General features: G+C 70.6%; 26 protein-coding genes, 3 tRNA genes and 1 pseudogene. 4 read left to right on the top strand and 26 right to left on the bottom strand.

The genetic code is table 11. The features are described 5' to 3' along the window. Positions 1–14: 14 nt before the first annotated feature. The 9 genes from ACA511_RS06005 to ACA511_RS05965 all read right to left on the bottom strand — a co-directional run bounded on the left by ACA511_RS06005 (position 15) and on the right by ACA511_RS05965 (position 6,004). Positions 15–722, bottom strand: coding sequence for a GntR family transcriptional regulator (locus ACA511_RS06005; RefSeq protein WP_375023041.1), 708 nt, complete (start codon positions 720–722; stop codon positions 15–17). A 76-nt stretch (positions 723–798) separates the two neighbouring features. Next, the gene (locus tag ACA511_RS06000) at positions 799–1,380 is read right to left on the bottom strand and encodes a TMEM165/GDT1 family protein (protein WP_375023040.1); all 582 of its coding nucleotides are present in this window, start codon (positions 1,378–1,380) and stop codon (positions 799–801) included. 267 nt (positions 1,381–1,647) lie between these two features. Beyond that, positions 1,648–2,715, bottom strand: coding sequence for a UDP-N-acetylmuramate dehydrogenase (locus tag ACA511_RS05995; protein ID WP_375023039.1), 1,068 nt, complete (start codon positions 2,713–2,715; stop codon positions 1,648–1,650). Between the two features lie 125 nt (positions 2,716–2,840). Beyond that, positions 2,841–3,266 (bottom strand): MaoC/PaaZ C-terminal domain-containing protein, encoded by a 426-nt coding sequence (locus ACA511_RS05990; protein WP_375023037.1) that lies wholly within the window; start codon positions 3,264–3,266, stop codon positions 2,841–2,843. Then, a complete protein-coding gene (locus tag ACA511_RS05985; protein WP_375023036.1) occupies positions 3,266–3,703 on the bottom strand; it encodes a MaoC family dehydratase N-terminal domain-containing protein in 438 nt (145 codons plus the stop codon). The genes ACA511_RS05990 and ACA511_RS05985 overlap by 1 nt, the downstream gene beginning before the upstream one ends. 363 nt (positions 3,704–4,066) lie before the next feature. Further along, positions 4,067–4,231 (bottom strand): 50S ribosomal protein L33, encoded by a 165-nt coding sequence (gene rpmG, locus ACA511_RS05980; protein ID WP_067629315.1) that lies wholly within the window; start codon positions 4,229–4,231, stop codon positions 4,067–4,069. A 118-nt stretch (positions 4,232–4,349) separates the two neighbouring features. Continuing rightward, a tRNA-Met gene (locus ACA511_RS05975) sits at positions 4,350–4,423 on the bottom strand. A gap of 300 nt (positions 4,424–4,723) precedes the next feature. Then, a tRNA-Thr gene (locus ACA511_RS05970) sits at positions 4,724–4,796 on the bottom strand. Positions 4,797–4,876: 80 nt separating this feature from the next. Next, positions 4,877–6,004, bottom strand: coding sequence for an acyl-CoA dehydrogenase family protein (locus ACA511_RS05965; RefSeq protein WP_375023035.1), 1,128 nt, complete (start codon positions 6,002–6,004; stop codon positions 4,877–4,879). 86 nt (positions 6,005–6,090) lie between these two features. Here ACA511_RS05965 and ACA511_RS05960 point away from each other — a divergent pair, with 86 nt between their 5' ends. Beyond that, positions 6,091–7,125, top strand: a complete 1,035-nt coding sequence (locus tag ACA511_RS05960) for a hypothetical protein (protein ID WP_375023034.1) — start codon at positions 6,091–6,093, stop codon at positions 7,123–7,125. 12 nt (positions 7,126–7,137) lie between these two features. Here the strand turns inward: ACA511_RS05960 and ACA511_RS05955 are convergent, their stop codons facing one another. The 6 genes from ACA511_RS05955 to ACA511_RS05930 all read right to left on the bottom strand — a co-directional run bounded on the left by ACA511_RS05955 (position 7,138) and on the right by ACA511_RS05930 (position 12,994). Continuing rightward, positions 7,138–7,860, bottom strand: coding sequence for a hypothetical protein (locus ACA511_RS05955; RefSeq protein ID WP_375023033.1), 723 nt, complete (start codon positions 7,858–7,860; stop codon positions 7,138–7,140). Between the two features lie 434 nt (positions 7,861–8,294). Then, complete coding sequence (locus ACA511_RS05950; protein WP_375023032.1) at positions 8,295–8,450, bottom strand: hypothetical protein; 156 nt, start codon at positions 8,448–8,450, stop codon at positions 8,295–8,297. Between the two features lie 132 nt (positions 8,451–8,582). After that, positions 8,583–9,056 (bottom strand): hypothetical protein, encoded by a 474-nt coding sequence (locus ACA511_RS05945; RefSeq protein ID WP_375023031.1) that lies wholly within the window; start codon positions 9,054–9,056, stop codon positions 8,583–8,585. Positions 9,057–9,739: 683 nt separating this feature from the next. Next, positions 9,740–10,555 carry an SLATT domain-containing protein gene (locus ACA511_RS05940; protein WP_375023030.1) on the bottom strand — a complete coding sequence of 272 codons (816 nt, stop codon included), beginning with the start codon at positions 10,553–10,555 and terminating at the stop codon, positions 9,740–9,742. A 749-nt stretch (positions 10,556–11,304) separates the two neighbouring features. After that, positions 11,305–12,174, bottom strand: a complete 870-nt coding sequence (locus ACA511_RS05935) for a hypothetical protein (RefSeq protein ID WP_375023029.1) — start codon at positions 12,172–12,174, stop codon at positions 11,305–11,307. Between the two features lie 738 nt (positions 12,175–12,912). Beyond that, positions 12,913–12,994, bottom strand: a tRNA-Tyr gene (locus ACA511_RS05930). Between the two features lie 150 nt (positions 12,995–13,144). On the opposite strand from ACA511_RS05930, the gene ACA511_RS05925 reads away from it, so the two are divergent. Beyond that, positions 13,145–13,633 (top strand): YajQ family cyclic di-GMP-binding protein, encoded by a 489-nt coding sequence (locus ACA511_RS05925; RefSeq protein ID WP_375023028.1) that lies wholly within the window; start codon positions 13,145–13,147, stop codon positions 13,631–13,633. 108 nt (positions 13,634–13,741) lie between these two features. Here ACA511_RS05925 and htpX read toward each other — a convergent pair whose 3' ends face one another. The 7 genes from htpX to ACA511_RS05890 form a co-directional block, all read right to left on the bottom strand. Continuing rightward, entirely contained in the window at positions 13,742–14,596 is an 855-nt protein-coding gene (gene htpX, locus ACA511_RS05920; protein WP_375023027.1) for a zinc metalloprotease HtpX, read from the bottom strand. 93 nt (positions 14,597–14,689) lie between these two features. Further along, the gene (locus ACA511_RS05915; protein ID WP_375023026.1) at positions 14,690–16,156 is read right to left on the bottom strand and encodes an NADH-quinone oxidoreductase subunit N; all 1,467 of its coding nucleotides are present in this window, start codon (positions 16,154–16,156) and stop codon (positions 14,690–14,692) included. Next, on the bottom strand, positions 16,156–17,658 hold the full coding sequence (locus tag ACA511_RS05910; protein ID WP_375023025.1) for a NuoM family protein: 1,503 nt from the start codon (positions 17,656–17,658) through the stop codon (positions 16,156–16,158). The genes ACA511_RS05915 and ACA511_RS05910 overlap by 1 nt, the downstream gene beginning before the upstream one ends. Next, a complete protein-coding gene (locus tag ACA511_RS05905) occupies positions 17,655–19,604 on the bottom strand; it encodes an NADH-quinone oxidoreductase subunit L (protein WP_375023024.1) in 1,950 nt (649 codons plus the stop codon). Before ACA511_RS05905 ends, ACA511_RS05910 begins: the two co-directional genes overlap by 4 nt. Beyond that, complete coding sequence (nuoK, locus tag ACA511_RS05900) at positions 19,601–19,969, bottom strand: NADH-quinone oxidoreductase subunit NuoK (protein WP_375023023.1); 369 nt, start codon at positions 19,967–19,969, stop codon at positions 19,601–19,603. The genes ACA511_RS05905 and nuoK overlap by 4 nt, the downstream gene beginning before the upstream one ends. Further along, positions 19,969–20,493 (bottom strand): NADH-quinone oxidoreductase subunit J, encoded by a 525-nt coding sequence (locus ACA511_RS05895; RefSeq protein ID WP_375023022.1) that lies wholly within the window; start codon positions 20,491–20,493, stop codon positions 19,969–19,971. The genes nuoK and ACA511_RS05895 overlap by 1 nt, the downstream gene beginning before the upstream one ends. Then, complete coding sequence (locus ACA511_RS05890) at positions 20,490–20,936, bottom strand: 4Fe-4S binding protein (RefSeq protein ID WP_375023021.1); 447 nt, start codon at positions 20,934–20,936, stop codon at positions 20,490–20,492. Before ACA511_RS05890 ends, ACA511_RS05895 begins: the two co-directional genes overlap by 4 nt. Positions 20,937–21,335: 399 nt before the next feature. On the opposite strand from ACA511_RS05890, the gene ACA511_RS05885 reads away from it, so the two are divergent. Beyond that, a complete protein-coding gene (locus ACA511_RS05885; protein ID WP_375023020.1) occupies positions 21,336–21,980 on the top strand; it encodes a helix-hairpin-helix domain-containing protein in 645 nt (214 codons plus the stop codon). Positions 21,981–22,015: 35 nt separating this feature from the next. On the opposite strand, the gene ACA511_RS05880 is transcribed toward ACA511_RS05885, so the two are convergent. The 4 genes and pseudogenes from ACA511_RS05880 to ACA511_RS05865 form a co-directional block, all read right to left on the bottom strand. Beyond that, positions 22,016–22,969: an NADH-quinone oxidoreductase subunit H gene (locus ACA511_RS05880; protein ID WP_375023019.1), complete on the bottom strand. Its 954-nt coding sequence runs from the start codon at positions 22,967–22,969 to the stop codon at positions 22,016–22,018. Next, positions 22,962–23,588, bottom strand: coding sequence for an NADH-quinone oxidoreductase subunit C (locus tag ACA511_RS05875; protein WP_375023018.1), 627 nt, complete (start codon positions 23,586–23,588; stop codon positions 22,962–22,964). Before ACA511_RS05875 ends, ACA511_RS05880 begins: the two co-directional genes overlap by 8 nt. Positions 23,589–24,067: 479 nt before the next feature. Then, positions 24,068–24,520 (bottom strand): annotated as a pseudogene (locus ACA511_RS05870) (NADH-quinone oxidoreductase subunit B); the annotation flags it as partial. A gap of 57 nt (positions 24,521–24,577) precedes the next feature. Continuing rightward, positions 24,578–24,949, bottom strand: coding sequence for an NADH-quinone oxidoreductase subunit A (locus ACA511_RS05865; RefSeq protein WP_375023017.1), 372 nt, complete (start codon positions 24,947–24,949; stop codon positions 24,578–24,580). 373 nt (positions 24,950–25,322) lie between these two features. Between ACA511_RS05865 and ACA511_RS05860 the strand changes: the two genes are divergently transcribed. Continuing rightward, on the top strand, positions 25,323–26,402 hold the full coding sequence (locus ACA511_RS05860; protein ID WP_375023016.1) for a hypothetical protein: 1,080 nt from the start codon (positions 25,323–25,325) through the stop codon (positions 26,400–26,402). Positions 26,403–26,605 lie beyond the last annotated feature (203 nt).

Raw genomic sequence — 26,605 nt, 5'->3', positions numbered from 1 at the left:
GTTAGCCGCCGCGCTCACGGGCCCCCGGCCGGGCGCCACATGCCGCGGCGTTCGAGGTGCGCGGTCAGCAGCTCGCCGACCCGCACAATGTGGCCGCGCATCTCGGCGCCGGCCGCCCGCGCGTCCCCGCCGCGCAGCGCGGCCAGGATCAGCGCGTGGTCGGCGGCGGCGAGGGCGGGCCAGCCGGCGAGCCTCCCGTACAGGCCGCGCGGGACGTACCGGGCCGTCGTCGCGAGCGACCAGGCGAGCTTCGGGGAGTCGGCGGCCAGGTTGATCTCCCGGTGGAAGAGGTGGTCGTACTCCTCGGTCAGGTCGGGGCGGCGGGCGTCCACGGCCCGCTCCAGGGCGCGCTGGAGGCCGTCCAGCTCCCGGACGGTCGCGGGCCCGGCGCGCCGGGCGGCGCGGGCGGTCAGTTCGGCGGCGATGCCCGCCTGCACCCAGAACAGGTCCTGGACGTCGCGTTTCGACAGCGGCGCGACGACGAACCCGCGCCTCGGCTCCAGTACGACGAACCCCTCGCTGCGCAGCGACTTCAGCGCCTCCCTGACGGGCGTGACGCTGATGCCGAACTCCAGGGCCAGCCGTTCCAGCCGCAGGTAGTCGCCGGGCCGGACCCGGCCGTCCATGATCAGCTCGCGGATGCGGGCGGCGGCCTCGTCGCTCAGCTGCGGCCGGGTGCCGAGCGCCCGCCGGGGCGGGGGAAGGGGGGCGGGTAGGGCCACGGTCGTACTCCCGTCCGGGCCCTGCCGCGGCGAGCCCCGCGGCGTCGAGGGCTCCGTCCCTATGGTTCCCGTTCCGTCACGCGGTGATGCCCTCGACCAGCAGGATGACGCCGAACACGGCGAACCCGGCGGCGGCGGCGTACTTGATGACGTGCTCGGGGAGCTTCCGGCCGAGCATCTGCCCGGCGACGATGGCGAGCGCGTCGGCGGCGACCATGCCGATCGTCGAGCCGAGCCAGACGCCGGCCAGGGCGAGGAGCCCGCCGTGGTCGGCGGCGAGGGTGACGGTGGCGAGCATCGTCTTGTCGCCCAGTTCGGCCAGGAAGAACGCGGCGCCGACCGCGAGGATCGCCGAGCCCTTGGCGCGCCGGGCCTTGTCGCGTTCGTCGTCGTCCAGTTCGTCGCCGCGCAGCGTCCAGAGCGCGAAGCCGAGGAAGGCGACGCCCGCCAGGATCGAGATCGGGCCGGTGGGGAGCGCCGCGCCGAGGGCCGCGCCGAGGGCGACGCTCGCCAGGTGGACGAGCGCGGTCGCGGCCGTGATGCCGATCAGCACCTGGGACGCGCGGAACCGGGTGGCGAACGTCATGGCCATGAGCTGGCTCTTGTCGCCCAGCTCGGCAACGAAGATCACGGCGAGGCTGATGAGGAAGGCGTACATCTGATCCCTGTCGCTCGGATGCCGGGCGAAGGGCGGGGGCTGTGCGCGCACGACCTCGGCCCGGCATGACTACCGGGCCGAAGGTCTCGTCCGCCGCGGTCGTGAAACCGGGCCCGCGTGACCGGGCGCCGCCTGCGGCGCCAGTATGTCGATCACGCGATTGGGACTACTCCCCCTCGACGCGTCAACCCTACCAACCCCGGCCGCCGGGGCCGTGTGGGGCGGGTCACACCAGCTCAGCGGGCCGCGCCGGACGGGCCGACCGGGTCAGAGGGCGACGCCGACGAGGACGGGCTCGTTGACCAGTTCGACGCCGAACGCGTCGCGGACGCCGGCGCGGACCTCGCGGGCCAGCGCCAGCAGGTCGGCGGTACGGGCGCCGCCCGGGTTGGTCAGGGCCAGGGTGTGCTTGGTGGAGATGCGGGCGGGGCCGAGGGCGTGGCCCTTGGTGAACCCGGCGCGGTCGATGAGCCACGCGGCGGACGTCTTGACGCGGTCGGCGCCGTCCGGGTAGCGCGGGAACGTCGCGTCCGGGCCGAGGCGCTCGGCGACGCGGCGCTCCAGCTCGGCGAGCCCGCCGGGGGCGAGGATCGGGTTGGTGAAGAACGATCCGGCGCTGCGGGTGTCGGGGTCGGCCTCGTCCAGGACCATGCCCTTGCCGCGCCGCAGTTCGAGGACGGCGTCGCGGGCCTCCTTGAGCGCCACCCGGTCGCCCGGCCGGACGCCCAGCCTGCGCGCCAGCTCGGCGTAGGCGATCGGCTGCGACTCCTCGGCCTCGTGCAGCGCGTACGTCACGTCCAGGACGACGTACCGGTCACCGCCCTTGAAGACGCTGTGCCGGTAGGTGAAGCGGCAGGCGTCGCGGTCGAGCGTGACGACGGCGCCGGCCTCCCGGTCGTAGGCGCGCACCGCGACGATCGTCTCGCCGACGTCCTGCCCGTAGGCGCCGACGTTCTGGATCGGGGTCGCGCCGACGCGTCCGGGGATGCCGGACAGGCACTCGACGCCGGCGAGGCCGTCGGACACGCAGCGGGCGACGAACGGGTCCCAGTCCTCGCCGGCCTGGACGCGGACGTGGATCCGGCCGCCCTCGGCGGCGGTGCGCTCGGTGCCGCGGGTGCCGACGTGCACGACGGTGCCGGGGAAGCCGTCGTCGGAGACGACGAGGTTGCTGCCGCCGCCGAGCACGAGGACGGGCTCGCCCTCGTCGTCGGCCTTGCGGATCGCGGCGACCAGCTCCGCCTCGCTCGTCGCCTCGACGAACCGCCGGGCCGGACCGCCCAGGCGCAGCGTGGTGTACCCCGCCAGGTTCACGTCTTCGGCGAACACCGCCACGTCGTCTTCCCTCCCGTACGTGCCCGGATCCCCGTGGTGGCGACGACCGCGGCGGGGGGGGGCGGGGCGGGGCCCCCCGGGGGGGGCGCGGGCGGGGGCGCCCCCCGGCGGGCGCCCCGCGACGGTCAGGCGAGCTTGACGACCGCCTTGGCGCGCGTGAGGACCTTCTGGTCCGCCGACCTGGCGGTGAGCGCCACGACGACCTTGTTGTCGTCGAGCTTCTCCTCCACCTTGCCGCTGATCTCCAGGGTCGCGCCGCCCTCGTCGGGGACGACGACCGGAGAGGAGAACCGTACCCCGTAGTCCACCACGGCACCCGGGTCGCCGACCCAGTCGGTCACGAACCGGCCGCCCTGCGCCATCGTGAACATGCCGTGCGCGATCACGTCCGGCAGGCCGACGGCCTTCGCGACGGACTCGCGCCAGTGGATCGGGTTGAAGTCGCCGGACGCGCCCGCGTACATGACGAGGTTCGCGCGGTCGATCCCGTACGTCCGCACGGGGATCTCGGTGCCGACTTCGACATCCGCGTAGTTCACCTTGGCGGTCATCAGGCCCCCCGCTCCACGATCGTGTTGTAGGACTTGCAGATCAGCTCGCCCTCGGTCGTCTTGACGTCGGTCTCGATGACCATCTTCTCGTTGTTCCCGATCGACTTGATCTCAGTGATCGTCGCGGTGCAGGTGACGACGTCGCCGGCGTGCAGCGGGCGGGAGTACTCGAAGCGCTGCTCGCCGTGCACGACCATCGCGTAGTTCAGCCCGAGGTCGGGGTCGGCGAGGCCCGCGTTGCCGAGGGAGACGACGATCGGGAAGGTGGGCGGGGCGATGACGTCGGGGTACCCGGCCGCCTTGGCCGCCTCCTGGTCGCGGTAGATCGGGTTGCGGTCGCCGATCGCGTCCGCGAACTCGCGGATCTTCACCCGGCTGACCTCGTAGGGGTCGCTGGGCGGAAAGCTCCGCCCGATGAAATCACGGTTGAGTGCCATGCAATCCGTCCCTCCAGGTCGAGCGGGGCCGCCCTGCCTGGGCGCCTGCCCGGGCGCCCGCCTGAACGCGCCTGTTCCGTTTCGCTCGGACGTTAACAGAATGACGTTCAGCCCGCCCTCGCCGGGTCTCACTGGCGGGGACGGGCTGGATCACGTCAGGGCAAGCATGCGAAGAAGCAGCCGCTCGGGCGGCCCCGCTGCGATGAGCGGTCTTACCGGTGGGTGCGGCCGGTGCGGGCGGACGGTGCGCCGCGGCCGCGTGCCATGGGCACGGCGGGCGGCACGTCGCCGTCCGGAACCTCGGCCGGCGGGCCTCGGTCGGCGGACCTCTACTGCCGAGTGTCGGCTACTGCCGAGTGTCGGCTAGCGGGTCTCGCGGTGGGGGCGGTGGCACCGGCAGTTCGGGCAGTACTTCTTGATCTCGAGGCGGTCCGGGTCGTTGCGCCGGTTCTTCCGCGTGATGTAGTTGCGGTGCTTGCACTCCTGGCAGGCCAGCGTGATCTTCGGCCGGACGTCGGTGGCAGCCACGATGGAGTGCCTTTCTGGGTAAGGGACATGGATCTCGGACCTCGGCCGCCCCAGGAGGGCGGCCGGCGATTCGACCCAGCCTGCTCACCCCCGGGACGGAGGTGAGAGACATGGGTAGTAGCGAGGGCCGGACTTGAACCGGCGACACAGCGATTATGAGCCGCTTGCTCTGCCTGACTGAGCTACCCCGCCGCGATGGTCGGTGTGGACCGGATTGCAAGGATACCGGATGCTCACCGAACCGTGGAAACGCGAAAACCCGGTCGAGATCGGGAATCGGTTCCGTGGGCTCCCAAGGGACCGCTTCCCAGGGTACCGGGTGTGCCGATGAGCTGCGAAACGTCCTGCTGGAACCGGTGGGACGGTACCACAGGCCCAGGTATGGAGCGAATCAACGCGTTCCGGTTCCGGGACCGCCTGCCCTCGGCTTCCGGCCCCCGGAACGACGATGGCCGCCGTCCGGTGGTTCCGGATGGCGGCCGATAAGCCGTGAGCCCCTTTACGGAATCGAACCGTAGACCTTCTCCTTACCATGGAGACGCTCTGCCGACTGAGCTAAAGGGGCCTGCGTCGTTCGCGCAGTGAAACCATACACGGCCTGGGCGGGTGTGGCGAACCGGTTCGGCCCGCCGGCGTCGGCGCCGGTCAGCGCAGGAGGTCGCGGGCGATGACGAGCTGCTGGATCTGGCTCGTCCCCTCGTAGATGCGGAAGAGCCGGACGTCGCGGTAGAAGCGCTCGACGGCCACGCCGTGCATGTAACCCATGCCGCCGTAGACCTGGACGGCGCGGTCGGCGACGCGTCCGACCATCTCGGAGCAGAAGTACTTGGCGCAGGACGGCCCCTGCTTGGTGTCCTCTCCGGCGTCGTAGGCGCGGGCCGCCTCCAGCACCATCGAGCGACCGGCGTACAGCTCGGTCTGGGAGTCGGCGATGAGCCCCTGGACGAGCTGGTATTCGCCGATCGTCCTGCCGCCCTGGCTGCGTTCCTTGGCGTAGGCGACGGTCTCGTCCAGGATCCTCTGGGCGAGGCCGACGCAGACGGCGGCGATGCTGACCCGCCCATGGGCGAGGGACGCCATCGCCGTGCGGAACCCGGTCCCCTCCGTCCCGACCATGGCGGACGCCGGGACGCGCACGCCGTCGAAGAAGACCTCCGCCGTGTGCGCGCCGCGCTGGCCCATCTTCTGGTCGGGCGGGCCGACCGTCAGGCCGTCCGCCCCCTGCTCGACGAGGAACGTGGAGATGCCGCGCGATCCGGTGCCGCCCGTCCTCGCGAAGACCATGAAGACGTCGGCCTCGGGGGCGTTGGTGATGAACCGCTTCGCGCCGTCGACGATGTAGTCGCCGCCGTCGCGCACCGCGGTCGTGGACAGCGTGCTGGGGTCGGAGCCGGCCTCGGCCTCGGTGAGCGCGAACGCGCCGACGACCTCGCCGGACGCGAGCTTCGGCAGCCACGCGTCCTTCTGCGCGTCCGTGCCGGAGTTCACCAGGACCTGGCCGGCGATGCCGTTGCTGGTCCCGAACATGGAGCGGAACGCGGGGCTGGCGTAGCCGATCTCGAAGACGAGGCGCACCTCCTCGCTCAGCGACAGGCCGAGGCCGCCGTACTCCTCGGGCAGCGCGTACCCGAACAGGCCCATGTCGCGGGACGTGCGGCGCAGCGCCTCGGGGATCGCGTCGGTCTCCTCGATCTCCTCCTCGCGCGGGACGACCTGCTCGCGGACGAAGCTGCGGACGGCCTTGAGCACGTCGGCGAAATCCTGTGGCTCCATGAGGCCATCCTAGAATCAGATTCCAAAATGCGGAGGCTTCCGAGCGGATTCCGCACTGTCATGCCCGCTGTGCCAAGGTGATCAACATGCCGCTCCAGCATGTCGTCGAGGACGTCGTCCGCGCCGCGATCGTCGAGGACCGGTCGTTCGGCGACCTCCTGCCGCGGCTCATGGACGCGTCCCGGACCGCCTCCCCCGCCGAACTCACCGCCGCGCTGCCCCGGCTCGCCGAGGGCATCGCGGAGGCGCCGCCGAACCTCGGCGGCTGGCTCGCCGTCGTGTCCGGCGCGTGGATCGAGAACGGCGCCGATCCGGGGCCGGCCGGGCGGGCGCTCGTCCACCGGATCACCGAGGTCACCGCGGCCGCGCTGGCGTTCGCCGACGCCTGGGAGCAGGCCGCCGACGGCAAGCCGCCGCCCGACATGCAGCAGGAGCAGCCGTCCCAGGACGTGTTCGGCACGGTCGCGCCCGGCCTCGGGGACGGCGCGGTGACCGCGATGATGGCGTGGTTCGCGCTGCCCCAGTACGCGATGGCGGGCTGCACGCTCCTGCAGAAGGCGCCGGCCGTCCGCGCCTCCGTCGACGACCGCGACCTCCGCGTGCACGCCGCCGGCGAGGCCGCCCGGTACCTCGGGCAGATGGACCACTACCAGGCGCTGCTGCGCGTCCTGGACGGCGAGCGCCTCCTCGTCCTCGACCGGGCGAGCCGCAGGGGCTGGACGGTCACGATCGGCGGCATCGGCGACAACTTCCAGCTGCACGTCCTGCTCGGCGGAGCCCTCATCGGACGTCCCGGCGGGCTCGCCGGGCACCGGCCCGCGCCCGAGATCGTCGCGTGCTTCCTGAACGCCGACGCCCCGGACGAGCCGCCGATCGCGTCCACCCCGTGGAACCTCGTCGACGCGCGCGGCGAATGGATCTGGAACGAGGGCGTCCCCGCGGACGTCCCCGCCGTCAACGGCACCCGCGTCGTCGTGATCGACCCGCCGTCCTACGAGCGGACGTTCCCGGCCGGGCGGCGCTTCCCGCTGATGCCCGCCACGCTCCGCGTCGACGGGATGCACCTGCCGGAGGACCTCGCCGGCTGGTGGCGGCACATCAAACCGGCGACGCGCCAATAGCGGACGACGCGCTCAGAAGCGGACGAAGACCGCGGTCGCGTCGTCGTACTGCTTGCCGCGCGGCTTCGTCCCGGCCGCCTCCGCGATCCTCGTCCGGCGGACGAGCTCCCTCGGGCCCTCCTCGTCCAGGAGCTGGAGCAGCTCGTCCCAGCCCATGTGCCCGAACCGCTCCACGAGCCGGGACGCGCCGTCGCTCAGCACCGCGGCCCTGCGCAGGCCCTCGACCGGCACCTCCCCGGTCAGCCCCTCGTACGCGGCCTCCGGCTTCGTGCTCGCCACCCAGAACCCGCCGGGACTGTTCCGCGACCCGCGGACGCCTTCGAGGGTGTAGCTGGGCAGGTGGTCGACCCGGTCGTCCCGGAACACCCTGATCTCGCCGACGTCCACCACGATCGGGGAGTCGGCGAGGACGAACCACTCCACGGCCTCGCCGCGGCGCCGCAGCAGCGACACCGTCGCCGACGGGCTGTCCGGGTTCTCCAGATCGCACGTCGCGGTGTGCGCCTCGCCCGTCACCTTGATCGCCTCGGCGACCAGGTCGGGCAGCGGCTTGCCGTCCTCCAGCGCGAGCAGCGCCGCGATCCGGCCGCCGAGCCTCCGCACCAGCCACGCCGGGTCGTGCCGGCACCCGCTGTCCACCCCCGGCGGCGCCGTCGCCCCGTCCAGCAGCACGACCCAGCCGGGCCCGGCCGCCACGAAGTCCTCGTTCTCCCGTCCCGGCGTCGCCTCACTCACATAACTCACCTGCACGAATGCAGGTCTACCCGGTGCGGCGGCCGACCGGCACCGCTAGACCGAAACCGCACACCCCGCCGCGCCGACCTGCACGTTCCTGTATCGGCCCCGTCCCGGCCACCGGCCCGTCCGCCGGGCGCGACCCGGATGCGGCTCACCACCGGTCGATCAGGAATGTCTTCTCGGCGGGACGGACCTCGCCGCAACGGGCGTCCTCATCCCCCAACGCTTCAGCACGGTCACGTCCCGCCCGACCCCACTCCTCCGAAACGGAGGGCCGGTTACGCCCTACGTTCAGCCGAAGGTGCGAAGGCCCCGCACGCTGCCGACCACCGCCCACCCGCCGCCACGAGCCATTCCGCCGCGCGGCTCCGAGCCGCAACCTGCCGTCGGAACTCGTTGAGCGTCGCGGTGATGACCTCCGCAGCTGCCAATCACCCGGTGACGTCATCGTCATACTTGTGATCGTTCAGCGGAACCGTATCGAGTTCCAGCATGCCGTTGTCATACGCAGTGAGCGTCAGCCCTTTGTTCCGCAGAGTTGGCTGGACGTCCATGGTTTCACGGATCCGCTTCAGGCTGGCCGGCATCGAGCCTCCAATGGCTGCGTGGTTACCGGCGTCAATATAGAGCGAACTTGACAACCGTCCGACCTTGCCAACCGAGGAAAAACGCCGCACCCCAGAACCGTCCAGCCGCCCCAGAGCCTGCCGCCCTGGCGCCTACCGAGATCCGGCACCGCCCGATAGACGTCTCTGCAGCTTCAACGACCTATTGCGCCACATGCTCTTAGACTCCCTGCACTCACGGCGATCTCGGCAGGTTCCTTCACCGACCAGGGCGTTCCTGAGAGCGCGCGACACATTGGGGTGGTGGGCGATCGTTTCACGGTCCAGGAAGTAGCGGTCTCCGGCTCGGACCGTCTCAAGCGCCGCCATGTGGCGCAGGGCCGCCTCGGGTGTGTTCGGATGAAGCATCGCGATCCGGCGGACGTAATCGTCTTCGTCGTGGGCCAGCCGCTCCAGTGCATCCGGTGGAGTACGAGGACTCAGACCGGCCCAAACACGTACGGGCCCTACTTCGTCGTCGGCGAGGACCCGGAGACGATCCGGGGACGTGGCCAAGTCCCGTGCCTCCAGAACCCTGCGATACCCGGCCAACTGCTCGGCCCGCGACCGCGGCACCCGTCCAGCCATGACTCATGATCCCAAGGCGCCACCCAGACCACAAGCGAACAAAGCGTCCCGCAAGTTCGGCGGCACCAGTCCCTCGTCCCAGGCACGCGTATTGAATGCCGAGATTGCTGTAGCCGGCCGCTAAAGGTCCTGGTGCGCGTCCAGACGGCGTTGGCCGCCCACGGCCCCGAACACCGGACGCCGCGCGGCCATACAAGACCGGCCGTCCCCTCCCCTGAATGCACAAGGACCTAATTCGCGTTCATTCCCCTGCGCCGTCACGTGGCCACAACGCGTCGCCGAACCATCGGCGAGGCCCTCAAGGACGCCACAGACGCGCCGCCATACACGGACGCAGGCGGAGGTTGTACGGGGCCCAGTGTGGCCGTCGCCAAACGCAAAGCCAAACACGCGAGAACCGCTCCGACCAGCAGCCTGTCGCGGTTCTAGCAGCCGCCGCGATTGAGGGCAGTCAGCCAGATCGGCAGGCGTACCTCGAAGTCCTGAGAGCATACGGTCTCGTCCGCTCGGTCAGCGTGCCAACACCACGCGGTGCCACCTGATTACAGGAAACCGGCCGCCTCAAGATCGTCAAGATCGCCGCAGGTAGGCCGGGGTGCAAGTGGTTGCCGGCGACGAGGAAAAGGCAACGTCGAACGGCACTACAAGTTTCGAGCGTGACGGAACTCAACGATGCAGGATCATCATGTAGCACCCCGGGAAGCTTGTTGACCAGATATCCCGTGCTCACTCGAACCGCTCTCCGGTGAATGCTCAAGCTGGAGTTCGCGCTCGCGTTGTTCTTCCTTCAACACTTCAACGCGCTCCGCGAAAAGTCGAATAGGATCTATCCCCTCTTCGGCATAATCATGAATTAGCAACTCAGAATGTATGTACTCCTTCTCAATATTATTTGCGGTCTGCTGCTGACTGAAACTGAGTTCACGCCAGCGAAACAATGTCCCGAAGCCTGCAGCACCCGCTACCGATATGCTGACGAGCACAACCATCCAATTCGTTGGATTGTTAGGAGCCATAGCGCCGGTCAGTGCAGTGACCAAAATCGATCCCAGCATGACGATCGACTGACTCAGGCGGTGCCGACGACGATTTCTCGCAGCTTTACTGCGCTCTTGCTCCAGAAAATCCCACGCATCCGCTCGATGGCGCTCGCGAATAGACTCCAGAGAAGTCGTGTAGCCGACACCACCAGTACGACGCAGAGCAATTAGCCGCTTACGATCCTTTTCAATCGTGAAAATTGTATCCTGCTGCCATTTTAGGATCACTGCGATCGCCAACAAGAAGAAGGCGGGAACGGCAAGGCACCAATACTGCGCCTCACGGGGGAATGTTTTAAAGCCAGCGATTACAATCCACCCGAAGGCTATTGTTAACCCGAGACTCAGGATAAGGAAGACTCCAAGAAGTCGCTGATAAAAGCGCCGTTGGCGCAGGCTCTCCTCCACCTCGGCTAGTTGCGTGCCAATGTCTGCACCATCCGACAGCCCGTCCGTCATCACACCCATCCCTTGTAAGCCATTTCTTCACGGAACGCCACAAAGATTATATTTCGCTACCCCCTCGTGCAAGGTAGCGATCATGTGGCTCTGACGCTACGATGGGGCATTTTTGGTCGTCCGAAAACGCTAGGTGAGTGGTCTCTCAACGTTGGATGGCCGAGCCGACCGTAGTTCGCAGCCGCCCCAGAACGAAGCAGTATTACCGGAGCTCTTGGGGCCGCAGGCGTCAGCATCTGGCATTCCCGGGCATCTCTTTAGAAGAGAGCTCAAGGCTGTCCAGGACTGTCCCCACAAGTCGCCTAACCAGCCCGCGACGTCCCGCAGGTCCACACCCGTCCCAGATCATCCATGCCTCCTGGTTAGCACCGCCGTTGGCACGCAGCCCATCCCGGAGGGTTCGCCCGCGCGAACGGTGGGCCTAGACAGGACGGGCGTCCCGGCTGACCTTGGGTTTTAGGTGCCTTGGCCGCCGATGGTGGGGCCTGTTGGCCAGAGGGCGGTCAGGTCTGTAGGTGTGAGTGGGTCGCGATAGGCAGCCTGTAGGACGGTGGTCCTGGTGAGCTTGTCGGCTTCGGCGAGGTTGGCGAACCAGTCGAGTCCGGCCGGGTAGGCCCACAGGTAGGAGCGGAGTTGGGGGTTGGCTCCTCGGTCCGTGAGGTTGTCGGCGATGGCGGCTTCGCTTGTCCAGGGCATGCGGAAGCGGGCATGGTCGGCCAGTTCGGCGATGCTGGCACCCTCGTTAAGCGCTACGTGCAGCTCGGCACGCAGTAGTTGGTTGTAGTGGTCGAAGCGGGTGCGGGTGACCAGTAGCTCGTCATCGGGGCGATGAAGAGGGGGAGGGCCTGGGCGAGTCCTTCTAGGAGGACTTGTTGGGGGGCGTGCACCGACATCAGGCGTACCCAGGGGACGTCTTCGGCGGCGGCTTGGGCTGACCAGCTCGCCCCTTGTAGGCCGTGGCCTAGGACTTCGTGGAGGGCGAATTGGCGGGCGGCGACCTTGGTGAAGCTGGCGCGGCGGAGGTTCAGGCGTAGTCGGACCTTGTCGCCGGCACCGTCCAGCCAGTACGCCCAGTAGGCGTCTACCTCGGTCGTCTCGATGGTGAGGTTGAACGGGGCCCGGCTCCCGGTGGCCTGGCGGACGGCTTGTTCGTAGTCGGTGGCGGCCTGGCGGATCGCGTCGGGGGCCTCGTCGGTCTCGATGGGGCCTTCGATGGCGTTGAGGTCGCGTGCGGTGTCGGGGCCCCACTGGATACCTAGGGCGGTCAGTGCTTGGCGGGCCTGGTCGCCTCGGTGGGTGATGTAGCCGTCCTGCCATCCGGCCGCGGGGCATCCCTGGGTCGCCTGGACATAGTCGTTCAGAGACGGGTGTTCGCCCAAGAGAGCGCCGAGGTATGCCAGGTCGGCGGTGAGACGGGCCGTGAGGCGGGTGGCTCCGGCCTCGGTGGCGCGGGCATGGAGGTCGGTGAGGCGTTCATAGACGGCCAGGCGGCTGGTCGCCTGTTCAGTGGCGGCGGTGGTGGGGGCGCAGTCGAAGTCGATGACGGCGACTGATCCGCGGCCTGTCTCGTAGGCGTGCCAGGCGCGTAGGGTCGCCTCGATCTCGTCACGCAGGTTCACGGATCGGCTCCCAGCGCAGCGTCGCGAACTGGTTCGGGCGTAGGTGGTCACGGGTCAACGACATGACGGCGTCCCGGCCGTCGATGTCCCAAACGAGGCTATCTGTGGCGGAGTTCTCCGAACCGTCCGGGTGTTCCTCGCTGGCGGTGCATCCGCCTAGGTCGATGTGCCGTTGCCAGACGTTGATCTCATAACGGCGGCAGTAGCGGGGCATCTGCCAGTCAACCCGCTGACCCTAGTGAAGCCGATTCGCCCGGAGCTCGTCACGCTGCTGCGCCACCACGTCAAGGAGTTCACAATCGGCGGGCGGCCGGCTGTTCGTCGGGCCGCGCGGCGGGATCATGACCGACCGGACGTACCTCGGGGCCTGGCACAGGGCGAGGGCGGCGGCGCTGACTGAGCGGGAAGCGGCCTCCCCACTGGCCGAGACACCGTATGCCCTGCGACACGCGGCCGTGTCGACGTGGCTCGGTGCGGGCGTTCCTCCGGCTCAGGTCGCCGAGTGGGCGGGGCACAGCGTGGCCGTCCTGCTGCGGGTCTACGCCAAGTGCGTGGCGGGTCAGGAGGAGGACGCCAAGCGCCGAATCAGTGAGACGACCAGGCCAAAGACGCCTTAGAACTTCGGCACGTATTCGGCACAGCCACCCGTAGAACGCCGTTGACGATCAGCGACAGCCGGACACGACGAGAACAGCCCCTGACCGGGTCTTGCCTGGTCAGGGGCTGTTTCTGCTGTTGTGGCGGGTGCAGGGTTCGAACCTGCGTAGGCTAAGCCGACGGATTTACAGTCCGCTCCCATTGGCCACTCGGGCAACCCGCCGTGGCGTCGCTTGCGCGACGGCACTGGAAAGAATAGCGGACGTCGGGAGTGGGTGTGACATCGCGGTGGGCGTGCGGGGCGTGGGCTTGATCGTTAGGAGTCGATACGCTCTTCGGATCGCGAAGGTGCTGCTGAGGGGATGTGTGTGCGATGGCCGACAGCTCTTTTGACATCGTCAGCAAGCTCGACCGGCAGGAGGTCGACAACGCGCTGAACCAGGCCGTCAAGGAGGTGGCGAACCGGTTCGACTTCCGGAACGTGGACGCGGGGATCAAGTGGTCGGGCGAGACGATCGAGATCCAGGCGAACACGGAGGAGCGGGCCAACGCCGTCCTGGACGTGCTGAGGGACAAGCTCGTGAAGCGGGGGATCTCGCTGAAGGCGATCGACGCGGGCGAGCCGAAGCTGTCCGGGAAGGTGTACAAGCTGAGCGTGGGGCTCAAGGAGGGCATCGCGCAGGACGACGCGAAGAAGATCGGGAAGATCATCCGGGACGAGGGGCCGAAGGGGATCAAGGCCCAGATCCAGGGGGACGAGCTCCGGGTCACCTCGAAGAAGAAGGACGACCTGCAGGACGTCATCGCGCTGCTCAAGAACAAGGATCTCGACGTGGCGCTGCAGTTCGTCAACTACCGCTAGTCGTTCAGGGAGCGCGCCGGCCCCATCCCCCGCAGAAGGGGCCGGCGTGCTCTCGTGTTCTATGACGCGGCCGGGACCGGGGTGGTTCGCTCGATTCCGGACAAAGTTCTAGCGGCGGCCGGCCATGCGCTCCAGGCGGGCGATGCGGTCGGCGGTGGGCGGGTGGGTGGAGAAGAGCTTGCCGATGCCGGCGCCGGTGAAGGGGTTGGCGATCATCAGGGAGCTGGTGGTGGCGAGCTCGGGGTCCTGGGGCAGCGGCATGGCGCGGGTGCCGGCGTCGATCTTGCGGAGGGCGGAGGCGAGGGCCAGCGGGTCGCCGGTGAGGCGGGCGCCGGCGGCGTCGGCGGTGTACTCGCGGGTGCGGGAGATCGCCATCTGGACGACGGCGGCGGCGATCGGGCCCAGGACGAGCATCAGGAGGGCCCCGAGGATCCCGGGGCCGTCGTCGTCGTCGGCGCGGCCGATCGGCAGGAAGATCGCCAGGTGGGACAGGTAGGTGATCACGGTGGCGATGGCGGCGGCGACGGACGAGATCAGGATGTCGCGGTTGTAGACGTGGGAGAGTTCGTGCCCGAGGACGGCGCGCAGTTCCCGTTCGTCCAGCATGCGGAGGATGCCGCGGGTGCAGCAGACGGCGGCGTTGCGCGGGTTGCGGCCGGTGGCGAAAGCGTTGGGCTGGCGGGTCTCGGAGACGTACAGGCGCGGCATCGGCTGCCGGGCGGCGGTGGACAGTTCCCGGACGAGCCGGTACAGCACCGGCGCCTCGACCTCGCCGACCGGGTGGGCGCGCATGGAGCGCAGCGCGATCCGGTCGCTGAAGAAGTAGGCGACGCCGTTGGTGCCGAGGGCGATGACCAGCGCGATCGCCAGCCCGGCCGTGCCGCCGAACGCCCATCCGGCGGCGAGCATCAGCGCGGACAGCGCGGCGATCAGTGCTGCCGTCTTGACGCCGTTGCTCCGCACTTCCGTTGGTCCTCCCCGTTGACTCCGGCATGAACATCAACGCTTTGACCTGGGTCGACGTTCCCGGCCCGGCGGGGCCCGCGAGCCGGGCGGCTAGAGGGCCCGCGCCACGGTCTGCAGGACGATCTGCGGCGCGACCGACAGCACGACCGCGGCGGCGGCCGTGGCGGTGATCGCGACGCGCACCGGCAGGCCGGGGGCGGCGGCGCCGGCCTCGTCCGGGCCGGACGGCGTGAACAGGCGCACGGCCCAGGCCAGGTAGTAGTACAGCCCGATCACCGTGTTGATCGCCAGCACGACGGCCAGCCAGGTGGCGTCGCCCGCGACGGTGGCGCGGAAGACGACGACCTTGGCGAACAGGCCCATCACCCCCGGCGGGAGCCCGGCGAGGCAGATCAGGAAGAAGGCGAGGGCGGTGGCGGCGGCAGGGTTGCGGCGGGCGAGGCCGCGGTAGTCGTCCAGGGTGCGGCGCTTGTGGAAGCCGATGACGACGGCGAACGCGCCGAGGTTCATGACGGCGTAGAGGGCGACGTAGGCGACGGTGGCGGCGACGGCCTCGGCGAGGCGGTGCTCGCCGACCGCCAGCGGCGCGAGCATGTAGCCGGACTGGGCGACCGACGACCAGGCGAGCAGCCGGATCGCGGTCCGCTGCCGCAGCGCGAGCAGGTTCCCGAGGGTCATGGTGAGCGCGGCCAGGACGGCGATGACCGGCCCCCACACGTGCGCGTACGCGGGCAGGCCGAGGGCGAGGACGATCGCGAGCCCGGCGAATCCGGCGGCCTTCGACACGACGGACAGGAACGCGGCGACGGGCAGCGGGGCGCCCTGGTAGACGTCCGGCGCCCAGAAGTGGAACGGGACGGCGGCGACCTTGAACGCGAACCCGGCGAGGACGAGGACGGAGCCGACCGACGCGATCGGGTCCAGGTCGGCGGGGAGATCGTCCAGGGCGGGCGCGATCCGGTCCAGGTGCATGGCGCCGGTCGCGCCGTACACGAGGCTGATCCCGAACAGCATGATCGCGGTGGAGACGACGGAGACGAGGAACAGTTTCAGCGCGGCCTCGGACGCCGTCCCGTCGTAGCGGCGGAGGGCGGTGAGGGCGAACACGGGCAGCGACAGCGTCTCCAGCGCCACGACGAGCAGGACGAGGTCGCGGGCGGCGACGAGCGCCAGCGCGCCGATGACGGCGGCGAGCAGCAGGAAGTGGTACTCGCCGACCGGCATCCTGGACTCGGTGATCTCCCGCAGGGACAGCAGGACGACGATCACGGCGGCGCCGAGGACGATCTCCTGGAACAGGATCGTGAAGTCGTCCACGACGTAGGAGCAGGAGGGCGGCCCGCCGGCGCGCAGGCCGCCGGGCAGGCAGAACGTGGCGCGCCGCTCGCCCGCCGCGAGGACGAACACGGCGATGAGGGCGGCGAGCAGCGATCCGGCGGACAGCAGGGACAGCACGCGCCGCGGCACCTCGAACGCGTCGGCGAGCAGCAGGCCGAGCGCGGCGACGGCGAGGATCAGCGGCGGCGCGATCGCCGCGTAGTCGATGCCCTGGATCATCAGCCGCCTCCGAACAGCGCGCGGACGGGGCCGGCGGTCACGTCCAGCAGGGTCTTCGGCCAGAGGCCGACGAGGAGGGTGAGCGCGATCAGCGGCGTCCAGGCCGCGTACTCCTGCATCGAGACGGCGGCGACGGGGCCCGGCGCGGCGCCGCCGGCGGGCCCGTGGGTGAGTTTGGCGAGCATCCGCAGGAAGTAGGCGGCGGTGAGCACGGCGCCGATTGCGGCGACGGCCATGAACGTCACGAACGTCTCGCGGGGCAGGCCGGCGTGCGGGCGGTACGCGCCGACCAGCGCGAGGACCTCGCCCCAGAATCCGGCGAGGCCCGGCAGCCCGAGCGAGGCGACGGACGCGAACGTCAGGATCGAGGCCAGCCGGGGCGCCGTGCCGAGCATGCCGCCGCCGATCGCGGCCATGTCGGTGGTGCCCCAGCGGTCCTTGACGGACCCGGCGAGGAAGAACAGCAGGCCGGTGATCAGGCCGTGCGCGATGTTGCCGAACAGCGCGGCGTTGATCCCGACCGGGGTGAGGGTCGCGATGCCGAGCAGGACGAAGCCCATGTGCCCGACGGACGAGTAGGCGATCATCCGTTTGAGGTCGCGCTGGGCGAGGCAGGCGAGCGCGCCGTAGACGATCCCGATGACGGCGAGGAGGCCGAGCCAGGGCGCCCAGAACTGAGCGCCGTCCGGGGCGAGGGGCAGCGCGACGCGGACCAGCCCGTACGTGCCCATCTTCAGCAGCACCCCGGCGAGCAGGACGGACCCGACGGTCGGCGCCTCGGTGTGCGCGTCCGGCAGCCAGGTGTGCAGCGGCCACATCGGCGCCTTGACCGCGAAACCGATCCCCATCAGCGCGAACGCCGTGATCTGGAGGCCGTGCGAGAGCCCGGACCCGTGCCGGTCCGCGAGCGCGGTCATGTCGAGCGTGCCGGACTTCGCGCCGACGAGCAGCATCCCGGCGAGGAGGAGTCCGGAGCCGAGCAGGGTGTACAGGATGAACTTGTAGGCGGCGGCGCGGCGTCCCGGGCCGCCCCACAGCATGATCACCACGTACATGGGGACCAGGACGGTCTCGAAGAACACGAAGAACAGCACGAGGTCGAGGGCGACGAACGTGCCGAGCATCCCGGTCTCCAGGACGAGCAGGAGCGCGGTGAGCAGCCGGATCCGGCCGCCCGCCGGCGGGTGCCGCAGGGTGTAGAGGAAGCACAGGAACGTCAGCAGCGCGGTGAGGACGACCAGCGGCAGCGAGATCCCGTCCACGCCGAGGTGGAAGCGCAGGCCGATCGCGGGCGCCCAGGCCCGGTCGGTCTCCAGCTGCATGCGGGACGTCGCGCCGAAGTCGAAGGCCGTCAAGGCGGAGATCGAGACCAGCAGCGTCGCGCCGGACACGGCCGTCCCGAACGCGCGGACGGCGAAGCCGGTGCGCAGGAACCGGTCCGCCGGGACGAGCATCGCCAGCGCCCCGCACACCGGGATCGCCATCATCAGCACGAAGATCACAGGAAGAGCACCACCCCGGCCACGATGACGACGACGCCGGCGAGCAGGCCGGTGAGGTAGGTCTGCGGGTTGCCGTTCTGCGGGACGCGGAGCAGCCGGGCGAGGCCCCGCGCGCCGCGCGCGGTCCCGACGACGGCGGCGTCCACGCCCGCCCGGTCGAACGCGACGACGTACCGCGCGAGCGCCTTGACGGGCCGGACGATGGCGACCGCGTAGAACTCGTCCACGAAGAAGCCCCGCGCGAAAGCGGGACGGACCGGGCCGAGCGCGCGCGCCGGATCCAGTGCGGGGTCACGGTTCCAGACCAGGAACGCGGCACCCGCCCCAAGGCCCAGCAGCAGGACGCTCAGCAGCGACGCGCCGAGGTGCGGGCGCAGTTCCGGCGCGCCGAGCCCGAAGAATCCGAGGACCGCGGCGGGGACGGCCAGGGCCGCGACCGTCCACGACATCAACTTCGACGGCTCCCGGATCTCGTACGCGCCGCGCGGCTCACCGAAGAACGTCATCAGCCATGTGCGCATCGCGTAGGCCGCCGTCAGCACGACCGTGACCAGCAGCCCCAGGTAGACCAGCCACGCCACCCCGCCCGGAAGCCCCTCGACGAGCCGGTAGGTCCACACTTTCGACCCGTCGGCCGCTGCGGGGCGCGCGGCCACCGCGTCGAGAGGGGCGTGGGCGAACCGTCCGGCGCCCGCGGCCTCGCCGCCGTTCGCGGCGGCGTGCTGGGCGGCCTCGATGACGGAGTCCTTGGAGAACCAGCCGCTGAACGGCGGGACGCCCGCGAGCGCCGCCAGGCCGACCGTCATCGACCAGAAGGTGATCGGCATGCCGCGGCGGAGCCCGCCGTAGTGCGCCAGCATGGTCGACCCGGCCGTCACGATGACGCATCCGGCGGCGAGGAACAGCAGCGCCTTGAACGCGCCGTGCGTGAGCAGATGGAAGATCGCGGCGGACTCCGCGCCGACCGCGAGCGCGGCGGCCATCACGGCGAGCTGGCTGATCGTCGAGTAGGCCAGGACGCGTTTCAGGTCGTCCTGCGCGAGCGCCGCGCACGCCGCGCCGACCATGGAGATCACCGCGATGACGGCGAGGACGGTGCGGGCGCCCGGGGTCAGCAGGAACACCACGTACAGCCGCGCGACGACGTAGACCCCGGCCGCGACCATCGTCGCCGCGTGGATCAGCGCGCTGATCGGCGTGGGGCCCGCCATCGCGTCCGGCAGCCAGGTGTGCAGCGGGAACTGCGCGCTCTTGCCCGCGACCCCGGCGAGCAGCAGCAGCGCCGCCGCGGTGACCGTCGAGCCGGGCAGTTCGCCGGCCCGCGCGAGGATCCCGGAGATCTGGAACGTCCCGGCGCCGACGCCGAGGACGATCACGCCGATCAGGAACCCCGCGTCGCCGAGCCGCGTGACGAGGAACGCCTTCACCGCCGCCCGCGAGTTCGCCCGCTCCTCCCAGTGGTGCCCGATCAGGAAGTACGAGCAGATGCCCATGACCTCCCAGCCCGCGTACAGGACGAGGAGGTCGCCCGCGTACACGACGAGCAGCATCGCCGACGTGAACAGCGAGATGAACGCCGCGTAGGACGAGTAGCGCCGGTCGCCGCGCATGTAGGCGAGCGAGTACACCTGGACGGCGAGGGCGACGCAGCAGACCATCAGGCCGACCACGGCGGACAGGCCGTCCACCTGGAGCCCGACCCTGATGGGCACCGATCCCGTGTCGACCAGCGCGAGCGTGCCCGTCCGCGCACCCGGGTCGCGCCACACGACGAGCGCCACGACCGCCGACAGCACCGCCGAGACGCCGAGGGGCGCGCAGGCGAGCACGCCGGGGCCGCCGCCCGGCACGCCGCGCACCACCCGGGTCAGGGACGGCCCGAACAGCATTCCGGCGAAGGCGGCGAGGAACGGCAGCAGGGCCGCCAGAGAGGCGAGCCAGATCATCGCGTCTCGACCGCCTCGGGCTCCGGTTCCGGATCGGCCGGACGCGGCGGGCCGTCGCCGTCCTCGGCGAGCGTCCGCAGCCGGTCGACGTCGATCATCTTCCGGTTCCGGAACACCAGCAGGACGATCGCCAGCCCGAGCCCGATCTCCGCCGCCGCGATCACGATGGTGAACAGCGTGAGGACCTGGCCGCCGTGCAGCCGGTCCTGGTACCAGACGTCGAACGTGACGAGGTTCAGGTTGACCGCGTTCAGCATCAGCTCGACCGACATGAGCACGAGGATCGCGTTGCGGCGCGCCAGCACCCCGTACACGCCGACGGAGAACAGCAGCGCGGCGACGACCGTCGGGTAGGCGAGATGCATCAGCCGTCCTCCTCCCCCTGCTCCGGGCCGATGTCGGAGCGCGACAGGACGATCGCGCCGACCAGCGACGCGAGCAGCAGCACCGACAGCACCTCGAACGGCAGCACCCACGTCCGGAACACGGCCGCGCCCAGCGCCTCCGCCGACCCGCCGCCCGCGTGCAGCGGCATCCGCTCGTCCCGGAACCCCATGAGCATCACGGTGACGAGGACGGCGGCGGTGGCGGCCGCGACCGCGAGGGCGGCCCACCGGTTCCCGGAGTCGAGGTCGGCGGACTCCCCGATCGGCGCCCGCGTCAGCATGATCCCGAACAGCAGCAGCACGACGATCGCGCCGACGTAGATCAGGACCTGCACCCAGGCGACGAACTCCGCCGTCAGCACCAGGTAGCCGCCGGCGAGGCCGCCGAACGACACCACCAGCCACAGCGCCGCGTGGACGAGCCGCCGCGTCGTCACCACCAGGACCGCCGAGCCGACCGCGACGACGCCGAGCAGCGTGAACACGATCTCCTGGCCGCTCACCGGGACGCCCCGGGGGGCCGGCGCGCGGCCCGCTCCGCCGCCTTCTCCGCCGCGCCCACTTCCTTCGGCGGCTCGGCGGCCGGGTCGTGGGCCTGCGGCGGCGGGACGGTCCACATCCACTCGCGCAGGCGCTCCTTCTCGTGCGTCAGCTCCGCGATGTCGTACTCGGCGTACTCGAACTCCGGCGACCAGAACAGCGCGTCGAACGGGCACACCTCGATGCAGATCCCGCAGTACATGCAGAGCGCGAAGTCGATCGCGAACCGGTCGAGGACGTTGCGGGTCCGGGGGCGTCCGCCGCCCTCGGCCGGGAGGGTCTCCTTGTGGGAGTCGATGTAGATGCACCAGTCGGGGCATTCGCGGGCGCACAGCATGCAGACGGTGCAGTTCTCCTCGAAGAGCGCGATGACTCCGCGGCTGCGCGGAGGCAGATCCGGTCGCACTTCGGGGTATTGACGCGTTATGGATCGCCGCGTCATCGTCCGCAACGTGACCGCCAGCCCCTTGGCCAGCCCGCCTCCTGGTAGCCGTCCCACGCGCCCCATGATTGCGCACGATGGACGCGGGGGGAACGCGATGGGCCCGGCGTTCGTCTTATCTGGAGTAGGCCGTGTGGTAGGTGGCGTGCTCACGGGCAGGGAGGGCATGTGAGTCATCACGCAGACCGCCCTTACGATCCCGAGCCGGGCCGCCGTCCGCGGCCCTCTTCGGGTCATTCGGGTCACACGCAGCCCGGGCACTCTCCACCGGGTCACATCCAGCCGGGCCACCGTCCGCCGCCCCGGCCGTACGGGCCGACCGGGGCGCGCGCGCCGTTCCCCGGGCCGCCCGGCCCGCCGCCGATGCTGCCGCCGCCCTCGGAGGCGACCGGCGGCGTCCTGTGGGCCTTCGTGCCGTTCGTCACACTGGGCTACGGGACGCCGTTCTCGTTCCTCTACGCCGCGCTCCGCCGCGGCTCGTGGCCGCTCGGGGCCACCGCCGCCGGGTACGGCGTCGGCACGGCCACCGTCCTCGCCATGGTGCAGACCGGCAACCAGTTCCTCACCGTCCTCGGGTCGTTCCTGGCGATCCTGCTGTGGCTCGCGGGCACCGGGCACGCGTTCGCCGTCCGGACGTCCGTCTTCCCCCGCGAGACGCCCCGCAACGCGCAGAACGCGCACGCCATCGAGGTCGCCAAGTACCGCCGGACGCTGCGGGAGGAGGCCCGCGCCCTCGCCGCCGAGGACCCGGCGCTCGCCCGCGAGCTGCGGATCGGCCGTCCCGACGTGCCCCGCACCTACGACGACGGCGGGCTCGTCGACGTCAACCACGCGCCGCGCGAGATCCTGGAGGCGCTCCCCGGCATGACCCCGGAGATCGTCGGCCGCGTCCTCTACCGCCGCGAGGAGACCGGCGGGTTCATGTCCGTGGAGGAGATGGCCGTGGACGCCGACATCCCGCCCGACGCCCTCCCCGAAATGGCCGATTTCACCATCTTCCTGCGCTGACCCCGCGACCCCGCGACCCGGCGGCCCGGCGGTCCTCAGAGCGCGACGCTGAGGACGCCGGTGAGGGCGAGCTGGGCGAGGGACAGCGGGACGAGCCAGGCCCAGGCGAGTTTCTGCAGCTGGTCCTCGCGCATGCGCGGGTAGCTGACGCGCAGCCAGATGACGCAGAACGCCAGCACGCCGGTCTTGAGGAGCGTCCAGAGCCAGCCCAGCTCGGTGTTCAGGAACGGGCCCTTCCAGCCGCCCAGGAACAGAACGGCCGTCAGCGCGCAGAGCACCACGATCCCGGCGTACTCGGCGAGCAGGAACAGCGCGAACCGCAGCCCGCCGTACTCCGTGTAGGGGCCGAAGATGATCTCCGAGTCGGCGACCGGCATGTCGAACGGCGGCCGGCGCAGCTCGGCGAGGCCCGCGACGAAGAACACCACGCCGCCGACCGCCTGCCACGGCAGCCACCACCAGCGCCACTCGCCCACGATCCCCTGCAGCGACAGCGTGCCCGCCGCCATCGCCACCGACGACGCCGCGAACACCATCGGCAGCTCGTAGGACATCAGCTGCGCGGCGACCCGCATCCCGCCGAGCAGCGAGTACTTGTTCGCCGACGCCCAGCCCGCCATGATCGCGCCGATCACGCCGACGCCCATGACGGCGAGCGCGAAGAAGATCCCCGGCCCGAGGTCGAGCGCGACCTGCCCGCCGGGACCGACCGGGATCACCAGCAGGACCAGCAGGTACGGGACGATCGCCACGCCCGGCGCCAGCTTGAACACCCACCGGTCGGCGTCGCGCGGGACCACGTCCTCCTTCTGCGCGAACTTCACCCCGTCGGCGACGAGCTGCGCCCAGCCGTGGAAACCGCCCGCGTACATCGGGCCGAGCCGGCCCTGCATGTGCGCCATCACCTTGTGCTCGGCCTGCCCCACCAGCAGCGGGAGGAGCGCGAACGCGGCGGCGACCAGCACCAGCTTCACGACGATCTCAAGCATCCGGGCCCTGCCCTTCCGGGCCGCCCGGAGGGGGCTTCGCGCGGCCCTGGCCCGGCCGGCGCTCCGCCGCGGCCGCCCAGGGCCCCTCCTCGGGGACGCCGGGCGGGCGGACGCGGCGGCGGCTCGGCGCGCCGTGGCCCGACTCGCCCGGCTCCTTGGCGCCCGGCCACGGTTTCGCCACGCGGGCGGCGAGGACGAAGTCCTTGCGCAGCGGATGGCCCTCGAAACCGTCCGGGAGCAGCAGCGGGACGAGGTTCGGGTGGCCCTCGAACAGGATCCCGAACATCTCCGCCGTCTCGCGCTCGTGCCACGCCGCGCCCCGGTAGACGCCCGTCGCCGTCGCCAGGACCGGGGCCCGCTTCGGGACACGGGTCCGGATCAGCAGATGGTGGCGGCGCTCCAGCGAGTACACGTGGACGACGACGGCGAAGCCGTCCGCCATCTCGTCCACGCCGGTCAGCCAGTCGAAGAAATCGCAGGCCAGGTCGTCGCGCGCGAAGGTCAGCGCGGCCGTCCAATGCTCGGGCGGGACGCCGACGGCGAGGCCGCCGAACGTCTCCTCGGTGCTGACCTCGTCGGCGAAGCGGCCCGTCCAGGCGTCGGCCAGCCCGGCGCTCACCGGTCGCGCCCGATCTGGTCGTCGTGCTCGTCGCCGACCAGCCCGGGAATGATCGACGGATCATGGTCGGGCGACCAGTGCCGCTTCCCGCCGCGCCGCCCGCCGGTCTCTTCCTCCGCGACAGGCTCCTCCTCCACGGCGGGCTCCTGCTCTACGGCAGGTTCCTGCTCCGCAGTGGGTTCCTCCTCCGCAGCAGATTCCTGCTCCCTGGCGGGCTCCTGCTCCGCGACAGGTGCCTCCTCCATGGCGGGTTCCTGCTCCGATATGGGGGAAACCTCGCGGGTCGCGTCGGCGGGAGGTTCCTCCTCCGGGGCCGGGACGGGCGCGGTGGCCTGCTCGTCCTCGACCGCGGGCACGGGCTGGGTGTCGGCGTCGGCAGGGGGCGGGGGCTGGAGCGGGCGGCGCAGCACCGTGGCCGACATCGGACGCGGCGGGGGCGCCGGGGTGAGCGCGTCGCCGCCCGCGTACCGGTCGCCGAGCGACTCCCCCGCGATCTTCTCCTGCAAGTGGACGATGCCCTGGAGCAGCGCCTCCGGACGGGGCGGGCAGCCGGGCACGTACACGTCCACCGGGATGATCTGGTCGACGCCCTTGGTGACGCAGTAGGAGTCCCAGTAGGGGCCGCCGCAGTTGGAGCAGGCGCCGAACGAGATGACGTACTTGGGCTCGGGCATCTGCTCGTACAGGCGGCGCACCGCCGGGGCCATCTTGTCGCTGACGGTGCCGGAGACGACCATCAGGTCGGCCTGCCGGGGGCCGGGCGCGAACGGGATGACGCCGAGCCGGATGAAGTCGTGCCTGCTCATCGACGTCGCGATGAACTCGATGGCGCAGCAGGCCAGGCCGAAGTTGAAGACCCACAGCGAGTAGCGGCGGCCCCAGTTGAGCACGAACTTGATCGGCTTCGGCGCGACCCGCGACAGCGGTCCCACACTCGGCGGCGGTAGATCGATGGTGCCCACAGCGCCATTGTTACAGCGCCCGGGGCCTCAGACCCAGGAGAGGACGCCCTTCTTGCCCGCGTACGCCAGCCCGGTGGCGAGGAACGCCAGGAAGACGAACATCTCACCGAGCGTCGTGGCCCCGTAGCCGGGTGCGGAGAAGACCGTCGCCCAGGGGAAGAGGAACACCGCGTCCACGGCGAACACCACGTACAGGTAGGCGAAGACGTAGTAGCGCACGTACGAGTGGGCCCAGCCCTCGCCCACCGGATCGACGCCGCACTCGTAGGTGGTCAGTTTCTCCGCTGTAGGACGATGCGGGCGCAGCAACCGGTTGGCGGCCAGCGCGCCGCCGACGATTCCGGCGCCGGCGAGGAGGAGCACGGCCACAACGACATACGTGTCGAAATAGTTATGCACCAGGACCTCCTCGCATGCGTCTCATCCAGTATCTCCCTAGAGCAGGGTCAGGGGAGTGTGGCGTCGTACCTCCACCCCGGAGGATCACAATGTCATGGTTTTGCTGCACACTAGGTTTGCATTGGGTCAGGGTGACCTGGAAGGACGTGACCGGATGAGCAACCCCCCGCCGCCCCCGGGCTGGGAATCCCCGGGCGGTGCCTCATGGCCGCCCCCGCCGCCCCCGGCGGGCCCCGGCGGCCCCGGTCCTGGCGGACCCGGAAGCGCAGGTGGTCCCGGTGGTCCGGGCGGCCTGGGCGGGCCTCCCCCGCCCGGCGGCTACGGCGGCCCGGGGACACCTCCCCCCTTCTTTCCGCCGCCCCCCGGAGCCCCGATGGGGCCCGCCATGCCGCCGCCGAGGCGCGGCGGAGGCGGCGGCCTCATCATCGGGCTCATCGGGGGCGGCCTCGTCTTCCTCATCATCATCGCGGTCGTCGTGTACGCGGTGACGGCGGGCGGCGGCAAGTCGCCCGAGGAGAAGCTGACGGCCGCGGCCGCCAACATGGACACGGCCCGCGCGGTCCAGCTGAAGGGCACCTTCGGCGGCGCCGAGACGCTGCGCGGCGAGCTGAACGTCACCAAGGGCGGCCGCGCGATGGGGCCGGTCACCTGGGGCGGCGACAACGTCACCGTCCTGTCGGCCGACGGCAAGGTGTTCGTGAAGGCCGACAAGTCCTACTGGGACCGGGAGATCTCCTCCACCGACGACCCGTTCTACCTGGAGTCCGGCGAGCAGTGGGGGCGGCTGAGCGACGACGAGCTCGACCTCGACTTCAAGACGCAGCTGGCGCCGGCGGCGCTGGCGACCAAGCTGCGCTCCGCCCGGACGTCGCGGGTCAAGCCCATCGAGACCACGTGGCAGGGCAAGAAGGCCCTCAAGTTCAGCACCTTCTCGTCCACCATCTACATCACCGACGACGACAACGCGGAGCTGCTGCGCTTCGAGGCCACCTCGCCGCGCGTGGCGCTGGACGTCACCCCGAAGGACTCCGGTGACGCCTCGTCCCTCATCTCGGACATGCGGACGAGCATGGGCGAGCTGAAGGACGCCTTCAGCACCGCCGGCCGGCCGTCGGTCGACGAGTGGAAGAAGGGCGGCTGCAACGGCAGCTCCGGCTGCACGGTCCAGGCCAGCATCCGGCCGCCGTACAACGTGGAGAAGCCCGTCACGATCGACGTGCGGTTCCGGCTCACCGCCGGCACGCTGACCGGCAAGGACCTCGGCAACTGCACGACCCGCATCACCATCAGCGGCACCTCCTCGGAGTGGGCCAGCTGCCGGGTCAGCACCAGCGCGTGGCGCAGCTGGGCCAAGGCCACCGGCGGCACGTTCTACAAGCACGCCGAGTACAAGGTGATCGGCGCCACGTCCACCGAGGTGCAGGCTCTGCAGAACGGCCTCGAAAGCGAATGAGCCGCAGGTGAGGCGCATGGTGCCGGACACCGCGCGCTGATCCTCGGCCACCCGGGTGCCCGGTGGCGCTCCTCCCCGTCCGGGGGGAAGCGCCGCCGGGCACCCTTATGCTCTGTGGAGACGCCCCTCCAGGGCCCCGGCGACCGCCGCCCATCACCCCCCTGAGACGGTCCCGAGCCTCGCCGGCACCCGCTGGAGGACGC

The sequence above is a fragment of the Actinomadura sp. GTD37 genome, assembly GCF_041951365.1.
Lineage (GTDB): Bacteria > Actinomycetota > Actinomycetes > Streptosporangiales > Streptosporangiaceae > Spirillospora.
This window is presented reverse-complemented; position numbering and strand designations above follow the sequence as displayed.

Coding starts and splice junctions, on each gene's coding strand:
- ACA511_RS05885 (WP_375023020.1), top strand. CDS start 21,336: ATGCTGCCGCCGCCCTCGGAGGCGACCGGCGGCGTCCTGTGGGCCTTC.
- ACA511_RS05940 (WP_375023030.1), bottom strand. CDS start 10,555: ATGACGGACGGGCTGTCGGATGGTGCAGACATTGGCACGCAACTAGCC.
- ACA511_RS05965 (WP_375023035.1), bottom strand. CDS start 6,004: ATGGAGCCACAGGATTTCGCCGACGTGCTCAAGGCCGTCCGCAGCTTC.
- ACA511_RS05925 (WP_375023028.1), top strand. CDS start 13,145: ATGGCCGACAGCTCTTTTGACATCGTCAGCAAGCTCGACCGGCAGGAG.
- ACA511_RS05985 (WP_375023036.1), bottom strand. CDS start 3,703: ATGGCACTCAACCGTGATTTCATCGGGCGGAGCTTTCCGCCCAGCGAC.
- ACA511_RS05915 (WP_375023026.1), bottom strand. CDS start 16,156: ATGATCCAGGGCATCGACTACGCGGCGATCGCGCCGCCGCTGATCCTC.
- ACA511_RS05950 (WP_375023032.1), bottom strand. CDS start 8,450: ATGCCGGCCAGCCTGAAGCGGATCCGTGAAACCATGGACGTCCAGCCA.
- ACA511_RS05960 (WP_375023034.1), top strand. CDS start 6,091: ATGCCGCTCCAGCATGTCGTCGAGGACGTCGTCCGCGCCGCGATCGTC.
- ACA511_RS06000 (WP_375023040.1), bottom strand. CDS start 1,380: ATGTACGCCTTCCTCATCAGCCTCGCCGTGATCTTCGTTGCCGAGCTG.
- ACA511_RS05880 (WP_375023019.1), bottom strand. CDS start 22,969: ATGCTTGAGATCGTCGTGAAGCTGGTGCTGGTCGCCGCCGCGTTCGCG.
- ACA511_RS05860 (WP_375023016.1), top strand. CDS start 25,323: ATGGGGCCCGCCATGCCGCCGCCGAGGCGCGGCGGAGGCGGCGGCCTC.
- ACA511_RS05990 (WP_375023037.1), bottom strand. CDS start 3,266: ATGACCGCCAAGGTGAACTACGCGGATGTCGAAGTCGGCACCGAGATC.
- nuoK (WP_375023023.1), bottom strand. CDS start 19,969: ATGCATCTCGCCTACCCGACGGTCGTCGCCGCGCTGCTGTTCTCCGTC.
- ACA511_RS05945 (WP_375023031.1), bottom strand. CDS start 9,056: ATGGCTGGACGGGTGCCGCGGTCGCGGGCCGAGCAGTTGGCCGGGTAT.
- ACA511_RS05905 (WP_375023024.1), bottom strand. CDS start 19,604: ATGATCTGGCTCGCCTCTCTGGCGGCCCTGCTGCCGTTCCTCGCCGCC.